20 protein-coding genes and 1 pseudogene are annotated in these 21,725 nt (G+C 62.6%); 13 read left to right on the top strand and 8 right to left on the bottom strand.

From position 1 onward, the window contains the following. Positions 1–103: 103 nt before the first annotated feature. The 4 genes from K6N12_RS23125 to K6N12_RS23140 form a co-directional block, all read right to left on the bottom strand. Positions 104–2,635 (bottom strand): mechanosensitive ion channel family protein, encoded by a 2,532-nt coding sequence (locus K6N12_RS23125; protein ID WP_097625826.1) that lies wholly within the window; start codon positions 2,633–2,635, stop codon positions 104–106. Between the two features lie 90 nt (positions 2,636–2,725). Continuing rightward, positions 2,726–3,277 (bottom strand): DUF924 family protein, encoded by a 552-nt coding sequence (locus K6N12_RS23130; RefSeq protein ID WP_097625827.1) that lies wholly within the window; start codon positions 3,275–3,277, stop codon positions 2,726–2,728. A 122-nt stretch (positions 3,278–3,399) separates the two neighbouring features. Continuing rightward, positions 3,400–4,464, bottom strand: coding sequence for a sensor histidine kinase (locus K6N12_RS23135; RefSeq protein WP_097625828.1), 1,065 nt, complete (start codon positions 4,462–4,464; stop codon positions 3,400–3,402). Positions 4,465–4,740: 276 nt separating this feature from the next. Further along, positions 4,741–6,186, bottom strand: coding sequence for an MFS transporter (locus K6N12_RS23140; protein WP_097625829.1), 1,446 nt, complete (start codon positions 6,184–6,186; stop codon positions 4,741–4,743). A 537-nt stretch (positions 6,187–6,723) separates the two neighbouring features. On the opposite strand from K6N12_RS23140, the gene K6N12_RS23145 reads away from it, so the two are divergent. The 13 genes from K6N12_RS23145 to K6N12_RS23205 all read left to right on the top strand — a co-directional run bounded on the left by K6N12_RS23145 (position 6,724) and on the right by K6N12_RS23205 (position 18,565). Beyond that, a complete protein-coding gene (locus K6N12_RS23145; protein WP_097625830.1) occupies positions 6,724–8,049 on the top strand; it encodes an ABC transporter substrate-binding protein in 1,326 nt (441 codons plus the stop codon). A gap of 119 nt (positions 8,050–8,168) precedes the next feature. Then, on the top strand, positions 8,169–9,137 hold the full coding sequence (locus K6N12_RS23150; protein WP_097625831.1) for a carbohydrate ABC transporter permease: 969 nt from the start codon (positions 8,169–8,171) through the stop codon (positions 9,135–9,137). Further along, positions 9,134–10,087 carry a carbohydrate ABC transporter permease gene (locus K6N12_RS23155; RefSeq protein WP_097625832.1) on the top strand — a complete coding sequence of 318 codons (954 nt, stop codon included), beginning with the start codon at positions 9,134–9,136 and terminating at the stop codon, positions 10,085–10,087. The genes K6N12_RS23150 and K6N12_RS23155 overlap by 4 nt, the downstream gene beginning before the upstream one ends. Beyond that, positions 10,084–10,296: a hypothetical protein gene (locus tag K6N12_RS23160; RefSeq protein ID WP_097625833.1), complete on the top strand. Its 213-nt coding sequence runs from the start codon at positions 10,084–10,086 to the stop codon at positions 10,294–10,296. The genes K6N12_RS23155 and K6N12_RS23160 overlap by 4 nt, the downstream gene beginning before the upstream one ends. A 3-nt stretch (positions 10,297–10,299) precedes the next feature. Next, complete coding sequence (locus K6N12_RS23165) at positions 10,300–11,397, top strand: ABC transporter ATP-binding protein (protein WP_097625834.1); 1,098 nt, start codon at positions 10,300–10,302, stop codon at positions 11,395–11,397. Then, a complete protein-coding gene (locus K6N12_RS23170; RefSeq protein WP_097625835.1) occupies positions 11,390–12,418 on the top strand; it encodes an ABC transporter ATP-binding protein in 1,029 nt (342 codons plus the stop codon). Before K6N12_RS23165 ends, K6N12_RS23170 begins: the two co-directional genes overlap by 8 nt. Before the next feature lie 53 nt (positions 12,419–12,471). Then, positions 12,472–14,112, top strand: a complete 1,641-nt coding sequence (locus K6N12_RS23175) for a dihydroxyacetone kinase subunit DhaK (protein ID WP_097625836.1) — start codon at positions 12,472–12,474, stop codon at positions 14,110–14,112. A 47-nt stretch (positions 14,113–14,159) separates the two neighbouring features. Beyond that, positions 14,160–14,780, top strand: a complete 621-nt coding sequence (gene dhaL / locus K6N12_RS23180) for a dihydroxyacetone kinase subunit DhaL (RefSeq protein ID WP_097625837.1) — start codon at positions 14,160–14,162, stop codon at positions 14,778–14,780. After that, entirely contained in the window at positions 14,777–15,175 is a 399-nt protein-coding gene (gene dhaM, locus K6N12_RS23185; protein ID WP_097625838.1) for a dihydroxyacetone kinase phosphoryl donor subunit DhaM, read from the top strand. Before dhaL ends, dhaM begins: the two co-directional genes overlap by 4 nt. Continuing rightward, positions 15,175–15,519 carry an HPr family phosphocarrier protein gene (locus K6N12_RS23190; RefSeq protein WP_097625839.1) on the top strand — a complete coding sequence of 115 codons (345 nt, stop codon included), beginning with the start codon at positions 15,175–15,177 and terminating at the stop codon, positions 15,517–15,519. The genes dhaM and K6N12_RS23190 overlap by 1 nt, the downstream gene beginning before the upstream one ends. Continuing rightward, entirely contained in the window at positions 15,503–17,110 is a 1,608-nt protein-coding gene (locus tag K6N12_RS23195) for a putative PEP-binding protein (RefSeq protein ID WP_097625840.1), read from the top strand. Before K6N12_RS23190 ends, K6N12_RS23195 begins: the two co-directional genes overlap by 17 nt. Position 17,111: 1 nt before the next feature. Then, the gene (locus K6N12_RS23200) at positions 17,112–17,522 is read left to right on the top strand and encodes a hypothetical protein (protein ID WP_097625841.1); all 411 of its coding nucleotides are present in this window, start codon (positions 17,112–17,114) and stop codon (positions 17,520–17,522) included. A 50-nt stretch (positions 17,523–17,572) separates the two neighbouring features. After that, positions 17,573–18,565, top strand: a complete 993-nt coding sequence (locus K6N12_RS23205) for a dihydroxyacetone kinase subunit DhaK (protein WP_097625842.1) — start codon at positions 17,573–17,575, stop codon at positions 18,563–18,565. Between the two features lie 14 nt (positions 18,566–18,579). Here the strand turns inward: K6N12_RS23205 and K6N12_RS23210 are convergent. The 4 genes and pseudogenes from K6N12_RS23210 to K6N12_RS23225 form a co-directional block, all read right to left on the bottom strand. Continuing rightward, positions 18,580–19,310, bottom strand: a pseudogene (locus tag K6N12_RS23210) (esterase family protein). Continuing rightward, a complete protein-coding gene (locus K6N12_RS23215) occupies positions 19,307–20,266 on the bottom strand; it encodes an acetylxylan esterase (RefSeq protein WP_097625843.1) in 960 nt (319 codons plus the stop codon). The pseudogene K6N12_RS23210 and the gene K6N12_RS23215 overlap by 4 nt, the downstream one beginning before the upstream one ends. Before the next feature lie 116 nt (positions 20,267–20,382). Further along, the gene (locus K6N12_RS23220) at positions 20,383–20,778 is read right to left on the bottom strand and encodes a Rap1a/Tai family immunity protein (RefSeq protein ID WP_097625844.1); all 396 of its coding nucleotides are present in this window, start codon (positions 20,776–20,778) and stop codon (positions 20,383–20,385) included. Between the two features lie 208 nt (positions 20,779–20,986). Continuing rightward, positions 20,987–21,604 carry an O-methyltransferase gene (locus tag K6N12_RS23225; protein ID WP_097625845.1) on the bottom strand — a complete coding sequence of 206 codons (618 nt, stop codon included), beginning with the start codon at positions 21,602–21,604 and terminating at the stop codon, positions 20,987–20,989. Between the last annotated feature and the right edge of the window lie 121 nt (positions 21,605–21,725).

A 21,725-nucleotide genomic window follows, 5' to 3' on the forward strand; every position in this document is an offset into this window, starting at 1 on the left:
CGCGGGCGCGCCCTCCCCTCGAACGACCGGTGCTGCCCTCGGCAGCGATCCCGATGGTGGAGATCATGCACATAGACCTGTGAATGATGGCTGAATGAGCCGTTCAGCTCTTCAAGCTGCCATCCGCCGTCCGCCCGCGCAGCTGCCGCACCGGCCGCTCCTCTTCCTCGATGGGCTTGTTCTTTGGAGTGTCCCGGCCGTCCGTCCGCTCCTTGACGGCATTGGCAAGGACAGGCGGAGCATCGCGATGGATGGTGAGGTCGCTCTGCGGCAGCGGGATCTCGATGCCTTCGGCCTTGAAACGCCGGAGAATCTCGATCCTGAGATTGTTGCGCACCGTCATGCCGTCGCCCATGTCGGCGAGGAAGAAGCGCAACTCGAAATCAAGCGAATAGGGTCCGAAGCGCAGGAATTCGACGTGCGGCTCGGGATTGCGCATGACCAGCGGTATCTTCGCCGTCAGTTCCAGCAGTATATCCATCACCTGCTGCGGATCGGCATTGTAGCTGACGGAAACCGGAATTTCCGAGCGGCCGATCTTGTTACGATGCGTCCAGTTGCCGACCAGGCCGTTGATCAGCTCCGAATTCGGCACGATGATCGACTGCTTGCGGAAAGTCTCGATCTCGGTGGCGCGCACCGAGATGCGCTTGACGATGCCTTCGGCCGTGCCCGAGACGACGTGGTCGCCGACCTTGAACGGCCGCTCGACGAGCAGGATCAGGCCGGAGACGAAGTTGGAAACGATGTTCTGCAGGCCGAAACCGATACCGACAGAGAGCGCCGAGGCGACGAGCGCGAAGCTCGACAGATCGATGCCGGCGGCCGAGACGCCGATGATCGCGGCGATGCCGACGCCGAGATAGCCGATGCCCGTCTTGACCGAATTGCGCACGCCGAGATCGACATGGCTTCTTGCCATCACATTTCCGTCGAGCCAGCGCTGCAGCCAGCGTGTCAGCAGGTAGACGCCGGCAAACAGCAGGATGCCGGTGCAGATGCCGAGCAGGGAGATGCTGATGCCGCCGAGCCTGACCTCGGTAAACAGCCTATAGGCGATGATCTGCAGATCCTGCACATGAAAGCCCCAGAGCAGCAGGATCAGCGGGACGCCGACGATCAGCGCCACGGCATAGATGGCAAGGCCGACGAGCAGGCCGGCCTGGTCAATCGCCACCGGCCCCAGATTGAAGCGGCGTGTCAGGAAGCGGGCAAAGAAGGTATCGCCAAAGCTTTCCTGCCTTGAAATCGCCTTGCCGGAAAGCAGGCCGACATACATGGTGGCGACAACAGCACCGGTGATGATGAGCTGCGTGGCGACGAAGCGCGCGAGCCCGACATACCCTGTCAGCGCGGCGATGATGAGACTGGCGCCGACGACCCGCAGGATGATCGCCATGCCGCGCGGCCAATGCCTTCCCGGCGCGTCGGGATCGCCGTTCCTCGCCAGCATCGGCTTGCCGAAGGAGACCGTGATCAGGATCATGCCGATGATCAGCGCCGCAAACAGGCTTCTGATCACGGTCAGCACCAGCGGCGAGCCCATCGCCTCGCTGACGGTGCCGAACAGATAGTCGAGCCCGTTGACCACAGCCATCGCCAGCAGGCAATAGCCGATCGAGCGGGCGCCGAGATTGGAAAGCCGCACAAGCCGCCAGCGCGGCTCACGCGGCGCGAAGATGGCGTTGACGAAGCGGCCGACGAAATAGACGAGCCCGATTGTTCCGAACAGCGCGCCGATGACCGGCGCGATATCCGGCCTCAGCACGTTGAAGCCGTTCAGGAAGAAGAACGAGGTGACGAGCAGCACCGAGAGCGCCAGCGTACGGATCAGGGTCGACCAGAAGGCGATCGACAACCGGCCGATATAGGATGGCTCCTCGACCGCCTCATCGCGGCGTAGATACGCGCCGAACAGCCGGTAGCTGCCGGAAAGCAGGATGAGCGCTGAGGCGAGCGACAGGAAGATCGCGGCAAACATCGGAAAACGCTTGAATTTCCAGACGAAGACGGCCCAGCTCGACAGAGCCTGCGAGAATTCGCTGATCTCGTGCACGAAGGCGCCAGCCGCATCGTCGATCACCGAAGCGGAGACCTCGGTCCGCTTGAAAAGCGTATCGGCAAACAGCTGCCGCCGCATCTCGATGATCTGGTTGACGAGCTTCGTCACCGCGATCGACAGGTTTTCGGCGTCGCCTGTCACCGCATTGATCTGCGCCCGCTCGGCAGCGAGCGTATTGCGCTCCTGGGTGACGATCTCGGCTTCGGGAGGCTGCCCGTCCTTCGGCGGATCGCCGATCTCGGCAAGCCGGTTCTTTATCTGGTCGAAACGCGGCCTGAGATTGACCGATATGGTGATGACGGCGCGGCTGAGCTCGTCGGCCTTGGTCGCGAGCCCAACCAGCGCATCGTCATTGTCGGCATTCTGCTTGACGCCGTCCTGAAGCGCCGTCAGTTGGACCTTCGCCTTGTCGATCTCTTTCGCCGCCTGGTCGAACGGCGTATCGACAGGCGCCGGCACGGCCGCCTGCGTCTGCGCTTCCTGCGCGAAGGCTGCGGCACCCTTGAAATGCGCGCCGGCGAGCGCCAGCGTCACGAGAAGAATGGTGCGAAGCAGGATGGACCTCAGCCGCAAAAGCGCCTCCGGAAAGGTTGTCGTCGGGATGGAGTTCCAGCTTTTCCTAGCAAAGAAAGGCGACAGAAAGGCGGAAGCTCCTGGAAAGGTTTAGAAGCCGGCCCCGGGCTTGGAGAGATAATCGCGTTCCCCAGCCGTCGATTCCCGTCCGAGCATGGCATTGCGGTGCGGAAAGCGGCCATAGGCGGCGATTATGTCGCGATGGCGGATCGCATAATCCAGATATTCCTCATCGCCGAGCGCGGCGAACAATGCCACCGAACGTTGCTGCTCACCAAGGTCTTCGGCATGTTCTAACGGCAGATAGAAGAAGGTGCGGCAGGCGGTCTCGACCACCTGGTCGGCGCCGACGGCAAGGGCGAGCTTGGCCTCCCGAAGCGCCAGCCCGTCGGTTGCGAAGGCGAGAGGCGTGCCGCGATAAATATTGCGGGGAAACTGGTCGAGCACGATGACGGCCGCGAGCCGGCTCTCGGCATCCGCCCGCCATTCATCACTGATGCCCGCGGCAAGAGTCAGATGCGTCTCTCGGAAGCCTTCGCGGATCTCGACGTCGAGCTCCGGCGGCGGGCGAAACCACAGCTCCCGGCCGCATCGGACGAACCAGAAATCATAGACTTCCCTCGGCGTACGGATCGTCGTCATGTTCGCTTCACCTAGCGTTATGTTCGATAATGCGGCGTCGGTAAGCCATTGCAGAGAAGGGATCATAGTGTGCGGCATGATCCATACAGCAGACCTTCCTACTTCCAGCCACCCACGTCTATCTACTTCCCCTCACTCAACGAAAACACCAGCGTCGCCTTTGTCCCATCATGCCCGGGGTCATAGGCAAAATCCGATTTCAAGCTCGCAGCCATGGCCGTCAATATCCGCGTGCCGAGCCCGGTTCCCCTCGCCGGGCTCTCCGGATCGAATCCCGCCCCATCGTCTTCGACGATGACCCTCAACGCCTCATCCGTCTGATCGACAACGACGCGGATTTCGCCCGGCACGCCGTCGGGATAGGCGTATTTGAAGGCATTGGTGACGAGCTCGCTGACGATCAGGCCGAGCGTGATCACCTTGTCGGTCGCCAGATTGACGGGCCCAGCGGTGAGCACGATGCGGTGCGGCCGTTTGTCATCGCGCACCGAGGCTTCGAGTTCGGTGAGCAGGCTGTTCAGATATTCATCCACCTGCACCGAGCCGACCTGCCGGTTGGTATAGAGCCGGCGGTGCACGCTGGCGATGGCGTTGATGCGCATCTGGGTTTCGTGCAGCGCATCGATCGCCACCTGGTCCTTGGTCATCGAGGATTGCATGCGGATCAGCGCGCCGACAAGGCCGAGACTGTTGGCGATGCGGTGATTGACCTCGGCAAGCAGCATCTCGGCAAGGTCGCGCTGCTGGCGGATCACCTCCTGCGCCTGCGCCGTCTCGCGGCGAAAGCGCGCCCGCTCCAGCGCCTGTTCGAGGGCAGCGGCGAGCAGGTCGAAATAATCGGCCGAGATCCCCTTGAGCATATAATCGTCGGCGCCGGCTTTCAGCGCCGCGACGGCGATGCTGGTATCATCCGAACCCGTCGCATAGATGACCGGCGGATGATCCGGCAGCGCCGTGATGCAGGGCAGTATGTCGAGTCCGGTCTCGCCGGCCAGAACATGATCGAGCACCACGGCGTCGATGCCGCCTTTGCCGAGTCTCGCAAGGCCGGCAGCACCGCTCTCGGCCCATTCGACCGAAAAGCCGCGCCGGCCGAGGTTCTTCTGCATCAAGAGGGCGAGTCCCTCGTCGTCATCGATATAGAGGATGCGGATCAGGGCATCCGCATCGCCGCTAGAAGTGCTCATTCCATCTCCCGGCTTTCTCTCGCAGCGACGACCGCCCGCAAGCGTCCGAGTCGTCCGCGTAGCAATGTGGTATTGCATCGGCCGCCTGCGGTAAACAGCGGCTATCCCTCGCCCTTCTTGCAGGCGGCGCGGAAGGAGGATGGCTGGAAGCCGGCATTTTCAGAACACGACCTGACCTGGAGGAGGTTCCCATGGAGCCGTTCAAGGAGATTGGAAACGGAAAACCTGAAATGAAACGCTGAAACGCCGAGCGGCCCGATTGGTTCCGCCGGCGGGCTAATTCCTCTGGAATTTCCGATGGCCGGACACTTCGGCGCCTGCCTCCGCCGGCAATTGCAGGAAGCGCAGCGACGACATGACGCCGATCGCGCCGACCACGACGAAGGCCCAGCGGAAATCGGCAAGAACGGGATTATCGGCGCCCCTGAGGGCCGAGGTGATATTCAGCACGGCCGCCGCAACGGCGACGCCGAGCAGCATCGACACCTGCTGCAGCATGCTCGACAGCGTCGAGGCCGAGCTTCGCTGCGCCGGACCGATATCGGCAAAGGCCAGTGTGTTCAGCGCGGTGAATTCCATCGACCGCGACAGGCCGGCAAGAAAAAGCAGCGCATGGATGAAAAACTGCGGTGTACCCGGCGTGAGGAAACCGCAGGCGGCGATTGAAAGTGCCGCAATCAGCCCGTTGAACACCAGCACGACGCGGAAGCCGAAGAATCGCAGCAGCGGTGTCGTCACCGTCTTCATGCCGAGATTGCCGAGGAAATAGACGAGCAGATAGGTGCCGGCAGCAATCGAACTCAGCCCGAAACCGAGCTGGAACAGGAGCGGCAGCAGGAACGGCGTCGCGTTGATCGCCACCCTGCAGGCCGTGCCAGCCGACAGCGTCGACATCGAGAAGGTCTGGACGCGGAAGGCTGAAAGGTCGAGCAGCGGATTGTCGACAGCGAGGAAATGCCGGGTCGCCATCACAGACAGCACGATGCCGGCGGCGAGCATTGATATGACGGGGAAAAGCCCGCCGTCCCATTTGACCGAAAGCTCCAGGGCGGCAAGCAGGAAGGTCAACCCTGCAGCACTCAGAACGAAGCCGGCGAAATCCAACCGGCCGGGATCTGTCTCGCGCTGCTCCGGCACGAAGCGCAGCACCAGCGCCATGCCGAGAATGCCGACCGGGATGTTGATGAGGAAGTTCCAGTGCCAGCTGGCATAGGTGGTGATGAAGCCGCCGAGCACCGGGCCGATCACGGGTGCGGTCAGCGCCGGCCAGGTGATCAGCGCAATCGCCTGGACGAGTTCGGATTTGCGGGCGTTCTTGAGCACGATGATGCGCCCGACCGGCGTCATCAGCGCGCTGCCCGCGCCTTGGAGGGCCCGCCACAGCACAAATTCCGTAAGACTGCCGGACAGACCGCAAAACAGAGAGGCGGCGGTAAAGACGGCGATCGACATCAGGAAGATACGGCGCGCACCGAACCTGTCGCCGAGCCAGCCCGACAATGGAATGAAGGCGGCCATCGTCAGCATGTAAACGGTGATGCCGATGCTCATCGACACCGGCTGGACATTAAAGCTTGCCGCCATCTGCGGCAGCGAGGTGGCGACGATCGTGCCGTCGAGGATCTGCATGAAGAAGGAAACGGCAACGACAAGCGCCACGATCTTCGCCTGGCGGCCGCTTGCCGCCTCCTGCCCGTTCTCGCTCGTCTCTGCCGTCGTCATCGATCTGCCAATGAAAGTTTGGATACCGCGGCAGGAAAACGGGAAGGAAGCCGATCGGAGATCTGCCGCGCGAGAGAACGCGGAAAAGCGCCGCGCAATGGCTGCATACGCTCGTTGCGCGCGGCCGGAAAGGCTAAATCTCGCACTGCGCGGGAATATTCCCGACGCGGCGGGCGGCGCGACTTTAAGAAAAAGGCCCCGCCGGAGCGAGGCCAAGTTTGAACCGCTCCCGGGAAAACAGGAACGGCACCGAGGTCCATATCCTGCGGCCCATCTCGCATCGAGGTCAGATTTCTCCGTATCGGTACTCTCGCAAACCAAATTCGGGGAAGCGCCGAGATTAGTCCGCGAAGTCGTTACCCACTTGGCGAGCGGCCTGTTGGGTGCAGCAACGATTGGCGCTTGCAATGTTTATATAAAGTGCTATCACTAAACATATTGCTAAACATGATGATTGAGGAGTTCATGTGAGCATTCTCTAAAATGGGTGAACATGCGACGCCGGCGGGGAGCCGGCATTGGTTCTGGGAGGAACTTATGCAGAAAACATCGAAAGCCCTTTTGGGGCTGGCTGCGGCACTCGTCATGTCGTCGGCATTGCCCAATCTCGCCAAAGCTGAGGAACTGACGCTGTGCTGGGCCGCCTGGGACCCCGCAAATGCGCTGGTCGAGCTGTCGAAGGACTTCACCGCCAAGACTGGCACGCAGATGAAGTTCGAATTCGTTCCCTGGACGAGTTATGCCGACCGCTTCCTCAACGAGCTGAATTCCCATGGCAAGCTCTGCGACCTCATCATCGGCGACAGCCAGTGGATTGGCGGCTCGGCCGAGAACGGCCACTACGTCAAGCTCAACGACTTCTTCGACAAGGAAGGCATCAAGATGGATGACTTCGTGCCGGCGACGGTCGTCGGCTATTCGGAATGGCCGAAGAACACGCCGAACTACTGGGCACTGCCTGCCATGGGCGATGTCGTCGGCTGGACCTACCGCAAGGACTGGTTCGAGAAGCCGGAACTGCAGAAGGAATTCAAAGCGAAATACGGTCGCGATCTCGCAGCTCCGAAGACCTACGACGAACTGAAGCAGATCGCCGAGTTCTTCCAGAAGCGTGAGATCGACGGCAAGACCGTCTACGGCGCCTCGATCTATACCGAGCGCGGCTCCGAAGGCATCACCATGGGCGTGACCAACGTCCTTTACGACTGGGGCTTCCAGTACGAGAACCCGAAGAAGCCTTATGACATGGAGGGCTTTGTAAACTCGGCCGACGCGGTCAAGGGTCTCGAATTCTACAAGTCGCTCTATGATTGCTGCACACCGCCCGGCAGCTCCAACGTCTACATGGTCGAATCCGCCGACGCCTTCAAATCCGGCCAAGTCGCCATGCAGATGAACTTCGCCTTCACCTGGCCCGGCCTCTACAAGGACGAGAAGGTCGGCGGCGACAGGATCGGCTTCTTCCCCAATCCTGCTGAAAAGGCGCATTTCGCCCAGCTTGGCGGCCAGGGAATCTCGGTGGTCTCTTACTCCGACAAACGCGACGCCGCCCTGCAATACATCAAGTGGTTCGCACAGCCCGATGTGCAAGCCAAATGGTGGGAGCTCGGCGGGTTCTCCTGCCTGAACTCCGTGGTCAATGCGCCGGATTTTGCCAAGAGCCAGCCCTATGCCCAGGCCTTCCTGGACTCGATGGCGATCGTCAAGGACTTCTGGGCCGAGCCGAGCTACGCCTCGCTGCTGCAAGCTATGCAGAAGCGCGTCCATAACTACGTGGTTGCCGGCAACGGCACCGCCAAGGAAGCGCTCGACGGCTTGGTGAAGGACTGGAGCGACGTCTTTAAGGACGACGGCAAGATCTAGTGCCGGACGAAGGAACAGGCGGCACCCCTCTGCGCGCCATCCTCACCAGGGTGGCGGCCCGGATCGGCAGACGAGCCGGGCCGCCAGATCTTCCATATCCCAATAGACCGGGTGAAAAATTGACCATTTCCCATTCCTCCATCGTCGAGAATGCAGTCGATGCGACAGCAAGGGCAACGCCGGTCTCGGTCGCCCGGCGCGTCCGCGGCCTCTCCGACAGCGCGATCGCCTGGCTGTTCATCGCGCCTGCCATCATCCTACTGCTGGCGATCAACATCTTCCCGCTGATCTGGGCAATCTATCTCTCCTTCACCAATTACCGCGCCAACCGGCCGAATGCGCCGGTCCAGGGTGTTGGCTTTGGAAATTACCAGCGCGTGCTGAACGACCCCGATATCTGGCAGGCGATGCAGACCACCGCGCATTTCGTCTTCTGGACCATCCTCCTGCAAACGGTGATCGGCTTCAGCCTTGCCTATCTGATCGACCGCAAGTTCCGCGGCCATGCCTTCTGGACAACGATCATCCTGATCCCGATGATGCTGTCGCCCGCCGTCGTCGGCAATTTCTGGCGCTTTCTCTACGAGCCGCAAATCGGTCTCTTCGCCTATGCCGTCTCGCTGGTATCAGGCATTCCGACCTCCGATATCCAGATGCTTGGCAATGTCACTCTGGCGCCCTGGGCGATCATCATCGTCGATACCTGGATGTGGACGCCTTATGTGATGCTGATCTGCCTCGCCGGCCTGCGCTCGATCCCCGACTATATCTACGAGGCGGCCGAGGTCGACCGCGCCTCGCCGTGGCGCCAGTTCTGGTCGATCACCGTACCGATGGCGCTGCCCTTCATCATGCTCGCCGTGCTCTTCCGCGGCATCGAGAATTTCAAGATGTTCGACATGGTGACGCTGCTCACCGGTGGCGGGCCGGGCTCGGTCACCGAAGTCGCCTCGATCACGCTGAAGCGCGCTGCCTTCGAAAGCTGGGCGACCGGCCGGGCCTCGGCCTTCGCCATCATCCTCTTCGTCGCGGTGTTCGGGCTCGCCAACATCTATGTCAAGGCATTGAATAGGGTGAAGCAACGATGAGCGCCGCCAACTCAGCCCATTCGGTCGTCGCACCGAGCCGTTCAAGCAAGCGTATCGCCGGCACGATTGTCGTCCTCTATGCGCTGATCACCCTCATTCCGCTCGTCTGGATCTTCCTGACCAGCATCAAGTCTCCGCCGGATTCGATCAGCTATCCGCCGAAGATCGTCTTCACGCCATCGCTCGAAGGTTATTGCAACCTGTTCACCACGCGTACGCGGCAGACGCCCGACTATATCGCCTCGCTGCCGGCGCCGGTCGACACCTGTGATGAGGTGACCCGCAAGCGCAACATGGTGATCGCAGGTCCGTCGAATTTCCTGCCGCGCTTCATCAATTCGCTGGTGATCGCCTTCGGCTCCACCTTCCTGGCGGTCTTACTCGGAACGCTTGCCGCCTATGGCTTCTCGCGCTTCAAGGTCCCGCTTGCCGACGACCTGTTGTTCTTCATCCTGTCGACGCGCATGATGCCGCCGATTGCCGTCGCCATCCCGATCTACCTGATGTATCGCGAACTCGGCTTGTCGGACACGGCCGTGGGCATGATCCTGCTCTATACCGCCGTCAACGTCTCGCTCGCCGTCTGGCTGCTCAAGGGTTTTATCGACGAGATCCCGCGCGAATACGAGGAAGCGGCGATGATCGACGGCTATACGAGGCTGCAGGCCTTCCGCAAGGTCGTGCTGCCGCAGGCAACCACCGGCATCGCCGCGACCGCGATCTTCTGCCTGATCTTTGCCTGGAACGAATATGCCTTCGCCGCCCTGCTGACCTCGGGCGAGGCCCAGACCGCACCGCCCTTCATCCCGACGATAATCGGCGAAGGCGGGCAGGACTGGCCGGCCGTCGCCGCCGGCACGACGATCTTCCTGATCCCGATCCTCGTCTTCACCATTTTATTGCGCAAGCAGCTGCTGCGCGGCATCACCTTCGGAGCCGTCCGCAAATGACCCACCTGATCGAAACACGCACCCCTGCCCGCTCGAAACGACCATTCTTCCTGCGCCGCGGCCCGATGGAGAGCATCGCAACCGTTCTGATCGGGCTCGGCTTCCTGATGCTGTTCCAGCCCTTCCTGCTGGTGCTTTACACCTATTCGCTGGTCACCCTCCTTGCGGGCACCGTCATGTTCATCATCGTCTCGAAATTCCCGGAGTAAATCATGGCGGATATCCGGATCGAAAATCTCCGCAAGGAGTTCGGCAGTTTCGTCGCCGTGCAGGATTCGAGCTTCACCGTTCATGACGGTGAATTCCTGGCGCTGCTCGGTCCATCAGGCTGCGGCAAAACGACGACGCTTCGCATGATCGCCGGCCTCGAGCTGCCGAGCAGTGGCAAGATCTATCTCGACGGCGAGGATGTTACGTTCAACCGCGCCAGCGCCCGTGACATCGCCTTCGTCTTCCAGCTCTTCGCACTCTACCCGCATATGAACGTGCGCAAGAATATCGGCTTCCCCTTGCTGTCGCAGGGCATGCCCAAGGCCGAAATCCGCCAGCGCGTCGAAGAGACCGCTCGCCTGCTGCAGATCGACCATATTCTCAACCGCTCGGTCTCGGGTCTCGCCGGCGGCGACCGGCAGCGCGTGGCGCTCGGCCGCGCCATCGTCCGGCGCCCGAAATGCTTCCTGATGGACGAGCCGCTCGGCACGCTCGACGCCGAGTTCCGCGAAATCATGGTCCACGAGCTACGCGAACTGCACAACCGCATCCATGCCACGACCGTCTACGTCACTCACGACCAGCACGAGGCGATGGCGATGGCCGACAAGATTGCCGTCATGAACCATGGCATCATCGAGCAGTTCGGCACGCCGCAGGAAATCTACGCCAAGCCCGCGACCATGTATGTCGCCGATTTCATCGGCTCACCGCCGATGAACTTCATGCGCTTCACCTCGGGACTGAAAAGCGGTGACCGCTCCATCCTGCTCGACGGCGTCGATGTCGCCGTTCCGGAGATCCATCAGGACATGGCCCAAAGCGAGCTCGCGCTCGGCGTGCGGCCGGAGCATATCCGATTCAGCGACGCCTCGGCGCTCCGCGGCGCCATCTACGGCAGCGAATATCTCGGCACCAACCAGGTCGTGGCCGTGGAAACCCAGGGCGGCCTGATCAAGGCCCGCGTTCCCGCCAATCGCAGCTTCCGGATCGGCGAGACAGTCGGCCTCGAATTCAACCCGTTGAAACTCGCGCTCTTCGATTGCACGTCGGGCCGCGCGGTGCCGTCCCAGCTCTATCAGGAGACCCGGCATGGCTGATGTCGTCCTCAGAAAACTTAACAAGCGCTTCGGCGACACCCAGGCTCTATCGGATCTCGATCTGTCGATCCGCGACGGCGAATTCGTCGTGCTGCTCGGTCCTACAGGCGCCGGCAAGACCACGACGCTACGGCTGATCGCCGGCTTGGAAAGGCCGGATAGCGGCCGCATCGAGATCGGCGGCCGCGATGTCGCCGCGGAAGCACCCGCCGAGCGTGACGTTGCCTTCGTCTTCCAGCAATATTCGCTCTATCCGCACATGACGGTTTACGAGAACCTCGCCTTCCCGCTGAAGGCGCCGGTCCGCAAGCTGAGTGCGGTGGAGATCGACCGGCGCGTCCGCGAGGTCGCCCGCATGGTCAGGATCGACCACAAGCTGGAGAACCGCTCGACCAGGCTTTCCGGCGGCGAGATGCAGCGTGTCGCGATCGGACGGGCATTGGTGCGCCGGCCGGCGATCTATCTGATGGATGAACCCTTGTCCTCGCTCGATGCGAAGCTGCGCGCCGAACTGCGCCTGGAACTGAAGCGCATCCAGAAGGAACTCGGCTCGACGCTGCTCTATGTCACCCATGACCAGGTGGAAGCCATGACCATGGCCGACCGGATCGGCATCGTCGCCGAGGGCCGGCTGATGCAAGTCGGAACACCGCGCGAGATCTATGGCAATCCCGCCAATCTGCACGTCGCCGCCCGCCTCGGCCAGCCGCACATCAACCTTCTGCCGGCGGACCTCCTGCCGGGCGGCCGGCCGCCGGCCGGCACGAAGACAGTCGGCGCCCGCACCGAACATCTCGACATAATCGTCGGCAAGGATGCCAATGCCGAGATCGACTGGATCGAGCATCTCGGCGACCAGAACCACCTGCACATCAGGGTTGCCGATCCCAAACAGCCAGCGCGGGATCACAAGCTCGTCACACTTGCAGATCCATATCTGGCGATCGCACCGGGCGACCGGATCAGCCTGACGCTGCGCGATCCGCTTTATTTCGACGCGAGTGGACAGCGCCTTTCCTGACCGGCAAACAGACGTGGTGATGGCATGAAAAACAAACAGACGGGTGTCAATCGATGAAACATTTCTTCAACCGCAGGGAAAACATCGTCACCGAATCCTTGGACGGTCTGCTTCTGACGAGCGGTGCTGGCCGTCTTGCCCGCCTCGACAGCTATCCCGACATCAAGGTGATCCTGCGCGCCGACTGGGACAAGTCGAAGGTGGCGATCATATCAGGCGGCGGCGCCGGTCATGAGCCCTCCCATGCCGGCTTCGTCGGTAAGGGCATGCTAACGGCTGCCGTCTCCGGCGAAATCTTCGCCTCGCCGAGTGTCGATGCCGTGCTGACGGCGATCCGCGCCGTCGCCGGCGAAAAGGGCGCCCTGCTGATCGTCAAAAACTATACCGGCGACCGCCTGAATTTCGGCCTCGCCGCCGAAAAGGCGCGCGCCGAAGGCTTCGATGTCGAGATGGTCATCGTCGCCGACGACATCGCTATCCCCGGCATCAACCAGCCGCGCGGCGTGGCCGGCACGCTATTCGTCCACAAGATCGCAGGCTATCACGCCGAAAGGGGCGAGGACCTGAAGACGGTCGCAACCTATGCCGCTAGTGCCGCAGGCGACATCATTTCGCTTGGCATGTCGCTCTCCACTTGCAGCGTGCCCGGCCAGGCGCATGAGGACCGTCTCGGAGCCGACGAGGGCGAACTCGGCCTCGGCATCCACGGCGAACCTGGCATCGAGCGCATCACGCTGCAGCCGGTCGCCGATATCGTCGCCACCATGGTGGCGCGCCTGTCGCCGACGTTGCGCGAAGGGGTAAGCCACGCCCTCCTCGTCAACAATCTCGGCGCCGTGCCGCCGCTCGAAATGGCGGTCATCGCAAATGCCGTGCTGTCCTCGCGGCTTGGCCGTCACGTCCGACTGATCATCGGGCCGGCGCCGATGATGACCGCGCTCAATATGAACGGCTTCTCGCTGTCGCTGATCCGGCTGGATGACGTTCGCGAGGCGGCGCTGACGGCGGCGGTGGAACCGCATGCCTGGATGCCTGCCGTCGAACGCCACGAGATCAACATCATCGCCGCACCGAGAACGCCGGCCGGCATGAATGGCGCGGCCGCAGCCGGGGAAAACACGCGCAACCGTCGCTTGATCACGGCGCTCTGCGAGCATCTGATCTCGCAGGAAAGCGAACTCAACAGGCTGGACGGCCGCGTCGGCGACGGCGATACCGGCTCGACAGTGTCGGCGGGCGCCCGCAGCGTGCTTGCCCGCCTCGACACGCTGCCGCTAGATCGTCCGGCGGCAACGCTCGCCTCGCTCGGCGATATCCTCGGCACCAGCATGGGCGGGTCGAGCGGCGTGCTGCTATCGATCTTCTTCACCGCGGCGGCAAAGGCGATGGCTGACAAGGCCGAATTCGCCGCCGCTCTCCTTGCAGGGCTCGACAGGATGACGTTCTATGGGGGCGCCGGAGTCGGCGACCGGACGATGGTCGATGCGCTGTCGCCCGCCCTGCAGGCGCTCGCGTCGGGCGATGTCGCTGCGGCGGCAAAGGCTGCGGCATCAGGCGCCGAGTCGACGAAGACGATGACGAAGGCGAGAGCCGGGCGCGCCTCCTATATCGGCGAAAGAGATCTGGCGGGCGTCGCCGATCCCGGCGCCGTCGCGGTTGCCGGCGCGTTCGGGGTGGTGGCCAGCCTCGCCTGACCTGAGTAAAGTTTGAGAGCCGCACGGGAGATGCGGCGACAGGGAGGATGACAGTGCAGGCGGAACCGGTGCTTGTGGCAGGATTGATCGAGGTGTGCCGCGCGACGATCGCGGCAAACAGCGATCACCTCTGCGCGCTCGATCGCGCCATCGGCGATGGCGATCACGGAACCAATATGCGGCGCGGCTGCGAGGCAGTCAGCGCCGAAGGCGAAAGCCTGTCCAGCCTGCCCTTCCCCGACGCCATGGAAAAGATCGGCCTGACGCTGGTGATGAATGTCGGCGGAGCGGCCGGGCCGCTCTACGGCACGCTGCTGATGGAGATCGGTCGCGAGCTTCGCAAAAGCGACGAGACGGCCGATTTTTCGCTGGTGCTGAAGCAGGCTATCGACGCCGTCGCGAGACGCGGTCGGGCGCATGCCGGCGACAAGACCCTGCTCGACGTGCTCTATCCCGTGCATGCCGCGTTAGCGAAGAGGTCTCCACTCGGTGACGTCGCCCGCAAGGCCGAACGCTCGGCCAACAGAACCGCCGCGATGAAGGCGATGCGCGGGCGCGCCGCCTATCTCGGTGACCGCTCGATCGGCCATGTCGATCCCGGCGCGTCGAGCTGCGCGCTGCTGACCACGGCAATCTGCCGCTATCTCGGGGAGCATCGTCCGCAATGAATGGAAAGACCGCAAATGTGGGTATCGTGATCGTCTCCCACTCGCCGCTGGTGGCAAGGGGTATCGCCGACATGGTCAGGCAGATGGTGGGCGACAGCGTGCCGCTCTCTTGGTCAGGCGGCAATGTCCATGGCGATCTCGGGACCGATGCCGGCGGCATCCTGAGAGCGATCGAGGCCGCCTGGTCCGAGGCCGGCGTCGCCGTCTTCGTCGACCTCGGCGGCGCCGAAACCAACAGCGAGATGGCGATCGAAATGCTGGGCCTTCCCCGCTCGGCCCTCGTCTCCATATGCAACGCGCCGCTCGTCGAAGGCGCCGTCATCGCTGCTGCCGAGGCGTCGGGGGGCGCGTCGCTGGCCAAGGTCGTCGCCACAGCCGAGGAACTGTCCCCCTGATGACACCAGGATTGCGTAGTGAAAAACAGGAGCCCGATCCATTGCACGTGAATTGCCAGACGGAGGTGGAAGTCAAGCACGGTGTCGGGCTGCACGCCCGCCCCTCCGTCACCTTCACGCGGCTTGCCAAGTCCTTCCCCTGTTCGATCGAGGTCGCCGTCAACGGCAGCGATATCTGGCTGAACGGCAAGAGCATCATCAAGATCATGGGCGCGAGAATCCGTAAAGGTTCGATCCTCAGGATCCGCGCCGACGGCATTCTCGCCGAAGAGGCGATCCGCGCGCTGAAGGAACTCATCGAGCGCAACTTCGATGAGGAAAAGAAGCATGGCCGAACCGCTTAGACTGAAAGCGAAGAGCGCATCCCCGGGCATCGCATCCGGCCCGGCCTTTCTCGCGGAGGAGCCGAAGGCTCCTTCCGCTGCCGAGCGGCCGGACGCCGCCCCTGCATCCCGAGCCGTCGGTGGATACAGCGCGCTGGAGAAGGCGATCGACATCTCGATCGGCGAACTCGAGCACCTTGCCGATGGAGCCGATGCCGAAAGCCGGGATATCATCGATTTCCAGATCGAGGTGCTGCGCGATCCGACGATCGCGGAAGCGACGGGCGCGCGCATGGAGGCCGACGAGAATGTCGTCTTCGCCTGGGTCGCCACCCTCGACGCCTATATCGGTGAACTCGAAGCGGCCGACGAAGAACAAATGCGGGCACGCGCCGTCGATATTCTCGACATCAAGAACCGCGTGCTCGGGGCGCTCGCCGGCACCCCGATCGCCGATTTCCCGCCCGGCTCGGTCTTCGTTGGGAAGGATATGGAGCCGAGCCGCTTTCTCGCCCATGACTGGTCGAAAGGCGGCGGCATCGCGCTGTTTGCAGGCAGCACCGCCGGCCACGTCGCCCTGCTTGCCAGGGCGAAATCAGTGCCGATGGTGGTCGGCACGGGCCGCTTTTCGGCAGCAGATGGAGATCCCGTTCGCGTGGATGGCGATGCCGGCACGGTCGTCCTGAAGGCCGGCGGCATGCTGATCCCCTTGCCGGCGCCCGCACGAACTCCTGCCACCGACAAGCAAACAGCAAGCGGCGAGCTACGCACGGCGGATGGCGTCCCGATCCTGCTCTCCATCAACATCAACGATCCTGCCGAGATCGGCGCGCTCGATCCGGCAACGGCAGGCGTCGGCCTGATGCGCTCGGAGTTTTCAGTTGCCTCGGTCGCCGATGCCGCCAACGAGGAACGACAGCTGGCAATCTATCGCCGCGTGCTGGAGCAGGCGGGCGAAAAGCCGGTAACGATCCGCATGCTCGATATCGGCGGCGACAAGCCGCTCGCCGGCCTGGAAGACCTGCCGGCTCTCGCCGCCTCGGGTCTGCGTGGTATCCGGCTGCTGCTTGCCCAGCCGGAAATTGCCCGCGTCCAGGCCCGCGCCCTACTGCGCGCCGCCGTCTTCGGCAGGCTGTCGGTGATGCTGCCGATGGTGACCTACCCTGATGAGGTCGACAGGATGCGCGAGCTATTCCGCGAGGAAGCCGAAAAGCTTGGCCGCCGTTCGCTTCCCCACCGGATGCCGCCGATCGGCATGATGGTGGAGGTGCCATCAGCCGCATTGATGCTCGACACGTTCGGCGCGGCGGCGTTCTTCTCGTTCGGAACCAACGATCTCACGCAGTATCTTGCCGCCTCCACGCGCGACGACATCGATGCCGATGCCGGCAAGACCGCACCCGCCGTGCTCCGGCTGATTGCTCAGGCTGTGAAGCTTGCCGCCGGCAAGCCCACCAGTATCTGCGGCGACATGGCCGGCAATCCCAGCTATCTGCCAGGGCTGCTCGCCGCCGGCCTTCGGCATTTTTCCGTGGCGCCGGCCCGGCGTCCCGCGATAAGATCGGCGATCATCGGCCTCAACGCCGATGGCACAAAGGCAGCCGGAGAATAGGATGGCGCGCGAAGACACCGAAGACGCCATTATCGCCTACAAGTCCATTCTGGCGCAGATCATCGACAACAGGCCATCGGGCACGCGTCAGCGCCTGGCGACGGCGCTTGGAAAACATCGCAGCTTCGTCACCCAGATCACCAGCCCGACCTATGCAACGCCGCTGCCGGCGCGCCATCTCGCGACCATCGTCCGCGTCTGCCATTTTAGCGCTGCCGAAGAGGAGCGCTTTCTCGAAGCCTATCAGGCCGCCCATCCCGGCAAGTTGCCGGATCTCGGCCATTCCGAGAAATTGCGACACCTGTCGCTAATGGTGCCCGACTTCGGTGACGACAGGAAGAATCGGCTGCTGGAAGAGGCGATCTCCGATCTGGTGCAGAAGATCGTCGCGATTTCAGGGGCGAGTGAGTAGTGGTGAGCAGGTTGACGTAACGTAATGCCTTTGGCCTTGGGAGGGGCTTGATGAAGAAGTTCATGAACACTGCGGAATCCATGGTCGCCGAAAGCGTCGAAGGCTTCGTGCGCGCCCATGAGGCCTTCGTGGTGTTCGGGCCTGAGCGCAGATGCATCCGCCGCCGCCATCTCACCCCTGGCAAGGTGGCTCTCATATCAGGCGGCGGCGCCGGCCATGAGCCGATGCATATCGGCTTCGTCGGCCAAGGCATGCTGGATGCCGCGTGCGTCGGCCATATCTTCACCTCTCCGACACCGAGCCAGATCATCGCCGCCATCGAAGAGGCCGATACCGGCGCCGGCTGCCTGCTCGTGGTCAAGAACTATGACGGCGATCTGATGAATTTCGAAATGGCGATCGAGATGGCCGGCGACCGCCACAACATCGACATGGTCGTCGTCAGCGACGACATCGAAACGTCGCGGATCGGCGAAGGCAGAGGCCGACGCGGCGTCGCCGGAACACTGATCGTCGAAAAGCTCTTGGGTGCAGCGGCCGAGCGCGGCATGCCGCTGGCCGAGTTGAAGCAGCTTGGCGAGGGGTTGAACACCCGCATCCGCTCGATGGGTGTGGCGCTGAACGGCGTGACGGTGCCGCAGACCGAGCGCACGACGTTTGCGCTCGGGCCTGGCGAGATGGAAATGGGCGTCGGCATCCATGGCGAGCCCGGCCATGCCAGGCAGCCCTTCGCAGCCTCCGACGCCATCATCGGCCATCTCTGCGAGACCATCGCCGGCGACATCGCGGCAGCGCCTCACGCAAGGGCACTGCTCTTCGTCAACGGCCTCGGCGGCACGCCGCCGGCCGAACTCTACCTGGCCTACAACGGCGCCCGCCGCTTTATCGAGGAAAGAGGCATCTCGATCGAGCGCTCGCTTGTGGGAACCTATGTCACTTCGCTCGACATGCAGGGCCTGTCCATCACCCTCGCCCTCCTGACCAACGAGGAGATCGCGCTGTGGGATGCCCCGGTGGCGACCGCAGCTCTAAATTGGCCGTAAAAGTTCCCCAGGCGTCAGAGGTAAAGCGCTGCCATCTTCCGCCATGCGCCGGCACGGTGGGCGCGACCATCCCACACATGCAGCTGATGGCCGACATTCTTGTCCGCGAGCAGCCGACTGAAATGCCGGTTGTTGTCGAGAAAAGGATCAGCATCGCCGATGGTGAGAACGATGTCGCGTCGCGCAGCCTGTCGAGCCGCCAGTCGCCGCCGAGACCGGGCAGGAAATGCATCGGCGTGTGGAAATAGACGCCGACGTCGTAATAGCCATCAAACAGGTCGCCGAAGGATTCCACCTTCATCGTCAGATCGTAGCGCCCGGAAAAGGCGACGAGCTTCCGGAAGAGATGCGGGTGGCGGAAGACGAGGCTTGCCGCCTGGAAGGCGCCGAGGCTGCATCCGTGCTGCACGATGGTCCAGTCATGCGGGTTCTTCGCCGCCATCAGCGGCAGCACCTCGTTGAGGATATAATCCTCCAAAGCGGCATGCCGGCGGATGCGATCGGCCGGATGGCGGTGGAAGCCGTAAAGGCTCTCGGTTGCCAGTCCCTCGATGCAATAAAGCTGGAGATGACCGGCCTGCAGCTTGTCTGCAAGGCTTGCGACCAGACCGAGCTGTTCATATTCGAAAAAGCGCCCTTCCCGCGTCGGAAAGACCAGCACCTTTGCGCCGGCATGGCCGAGCACCAGCATCTCCATGTCTCGATGCAGACGCTGACTGTACCAGCGCAGATATTCGCGGTTCATGGCACCCTGAAGAACTGTCCGATCTCGTCGCGGAGCACCGCTTCTTGCTCAGCACTTCCAGGGTAGTCGAAATGCCCGGCGTCCAGGATGAAGATTTCATTAAATTTCGGTATCGAATTGGCGACAGCGAACTGGCAGGGCGGCGCGACCGAAGGATCGAAAAGCGCCACCGCCGTCAGCATCGGCACCCTGATCCGCCGCGCGGCTGTCGCCGCATCGAAGAAGCGCAGCGTCTCCAGCACGTTTCCATGTTCCGCCTGATATTCCTGCACTCCTTGCGCACTGCCGGCGCTCGGCAGTTCGAGGCGCAGCGGCTGGTGCCCGAAGCTTGGAAGTGCGAGATGCCCGCGGTCGATGCGCGGATCATAAGCGATCGCCATCGCTCCGATACCGCCGCCGAAGCTGATGCCGCTATAACCGATATGCCCCGAGAGCCAGGGATAGAGAGCTGCGAGCGTCGAGACGGCAAGCCAGATATCCTCGACGCAGCCGCCGATGATATAGGAGTCCTTCTTGTCGATTTCGTGCAGCACGTGCCAGGAAGGATTCTGCGAAATCGGCGGATGGGCGCTGAGCGACAGCCCGCGGCAGCAGGGAAAGATCAGCGCCGTTTCCTCGACCGGCAGGTCGAAATCCGGCCGGTCGCGCCCGCCGTAACCATGGCCGACGACGAGACCGCGCCGCACCTGCCCGCCGCGCGGCAGGAGCAGCCAGCCGCCGATCCGGAACGCATTCGTAGAGAGATAGACGAGGTCGAGCACGTGCCAATCGGGATGGGTGAGCTGGCTCCGGGAAAGAACCGGCTGCGGATCGACCGTCAGCGCCTTTTGATAGCGTGCCTTCCAGAATGCGTCGAAACCATCAGGCTCCTCCGGCGGCTCGACCGCAAGGAGTTCCTCGAGCCGCATGCCGTAGGTCGGATCGAAGGAGAAGGGATGGGTTATGGGAATGCTCATCCGGACTTTGTCGCGTGAAAGCGCCCGGCGCGCAAGACGATGTGGCGGCACTTGCCCACCCGCTCTCACCAGCAGCGCTCATGCGCCCGCAGGCCAATAAGCCGATGTGAATTCCCCTAAGGGATCGGGCAGTGGTATTTATAGTGAGCCAAGGTCATCATCAGCTCGTCGCCCGTCGCCTCGCGTATGCCGGGATTTTCTTCGAGGAACGTGCATAGCGCATTGCCGATCGCTTCCGCCGTGGCCCCGGTTGGAATGCAGACGTTAACTCCAACGGCGATTGCAAAATGCGCCGAGTTCACCATCCTGCTGGGTGTGGGAGCGGCCTCGGTAAAAATGCGACGGGCGAGATACTCGTCACTATTCCATTTGTCCAACCAGCCGGCAACATACCCGACGACAAACTGCCGGGACCCGCTGCAATCAGAATAGAGAACGTCACCGCCAGATAATCCGGCGGGAATCTTTGCTGAAACCGTTGCCAACAGGGTGGCGATAAGAATGCCCGACATCACATCTCCCCAAGTCTCAATGGCGCGGAGCTTCGATCGGGAAAATGTCGGAAATGAGCTTCAAACGTGTCATCTTTTGTGCCGCATTCAAAAGTAGCAATGAGCGGCAATATGTGTGCGGTTACGAGGTCGACAAAACGCGGTGCAATCCCACGATACGCCCTCGCCTAAGGAGTTGGACGCACCGGATTCTCGTGATCGCCCGCCGTCAACCGCGGTCGAAACGGCTGACCTCAAGTCCGCTGCCAACCGGCAGCAGCACGCTTGAGATTCCCGGCCTGGCGCGGATGGCTTCGCCGTAGCGCCTTACATCCTCGCCCCCGGGCCGGATCATATTGTCGGCGACGATGATCGCGCCCGAATTGAGCTTGGGATAGAAGGCCTCGAGGCAGGGAAGGTAGAGATCCTTCCAGAGATCCACGAGCACGAAGTCGATGCCCTCAGAAAGCGCGTCGATCATCTGGACGGCGTCGCCGACTTTGAACTCGACATGGTCGGCAAGGCCCGCCTTGACGGCCATATCGCGCGCATAGGCCGACTTGTAATCGTGCATTTCCATGGTGATCAGCCGGCCGCCTGAAGCGCGGGCGGCTTCCGCCAGCCATATCCCCGAATAGCCGAAGGAGGTGCCAAGTTCGAGAATGGTCGGCGCCCTGAGGCTCCTGGCGAGGATGTTGATGAACTGCCCGGTCTCCGGCCCGACCGCGCGCAGCCGCTGGTCCTGCCCTCCGTCGCGGCCGCCGGGAGGCAGCTCGCGCGGGCTGTTGCGCTCCGTGTCGATCATGCTGTGATAGATATCGAGCACTTCCTCGATCCTGTTGTCCATCGGCCCGCCCTTCTGTCTCGATTGTTGGCCGACATTGCCCGACCGAACGGGCTGCGAAAAGTTAAAGTTCGGCAATCATCGGGTTTTGCGGCCTCGCTGCGGTTGCACATGCCGCCGCGCT

It is taken from the genome of Rhizobium redzepovicii (assembly GCF_019793435.1).
GTDB lineage: Bacteria > Pseudomonadota > Alphaproteobacteria > Rhizobiales > Rhizobiaceae > Rhizobium > Rhizobium redzepovicii.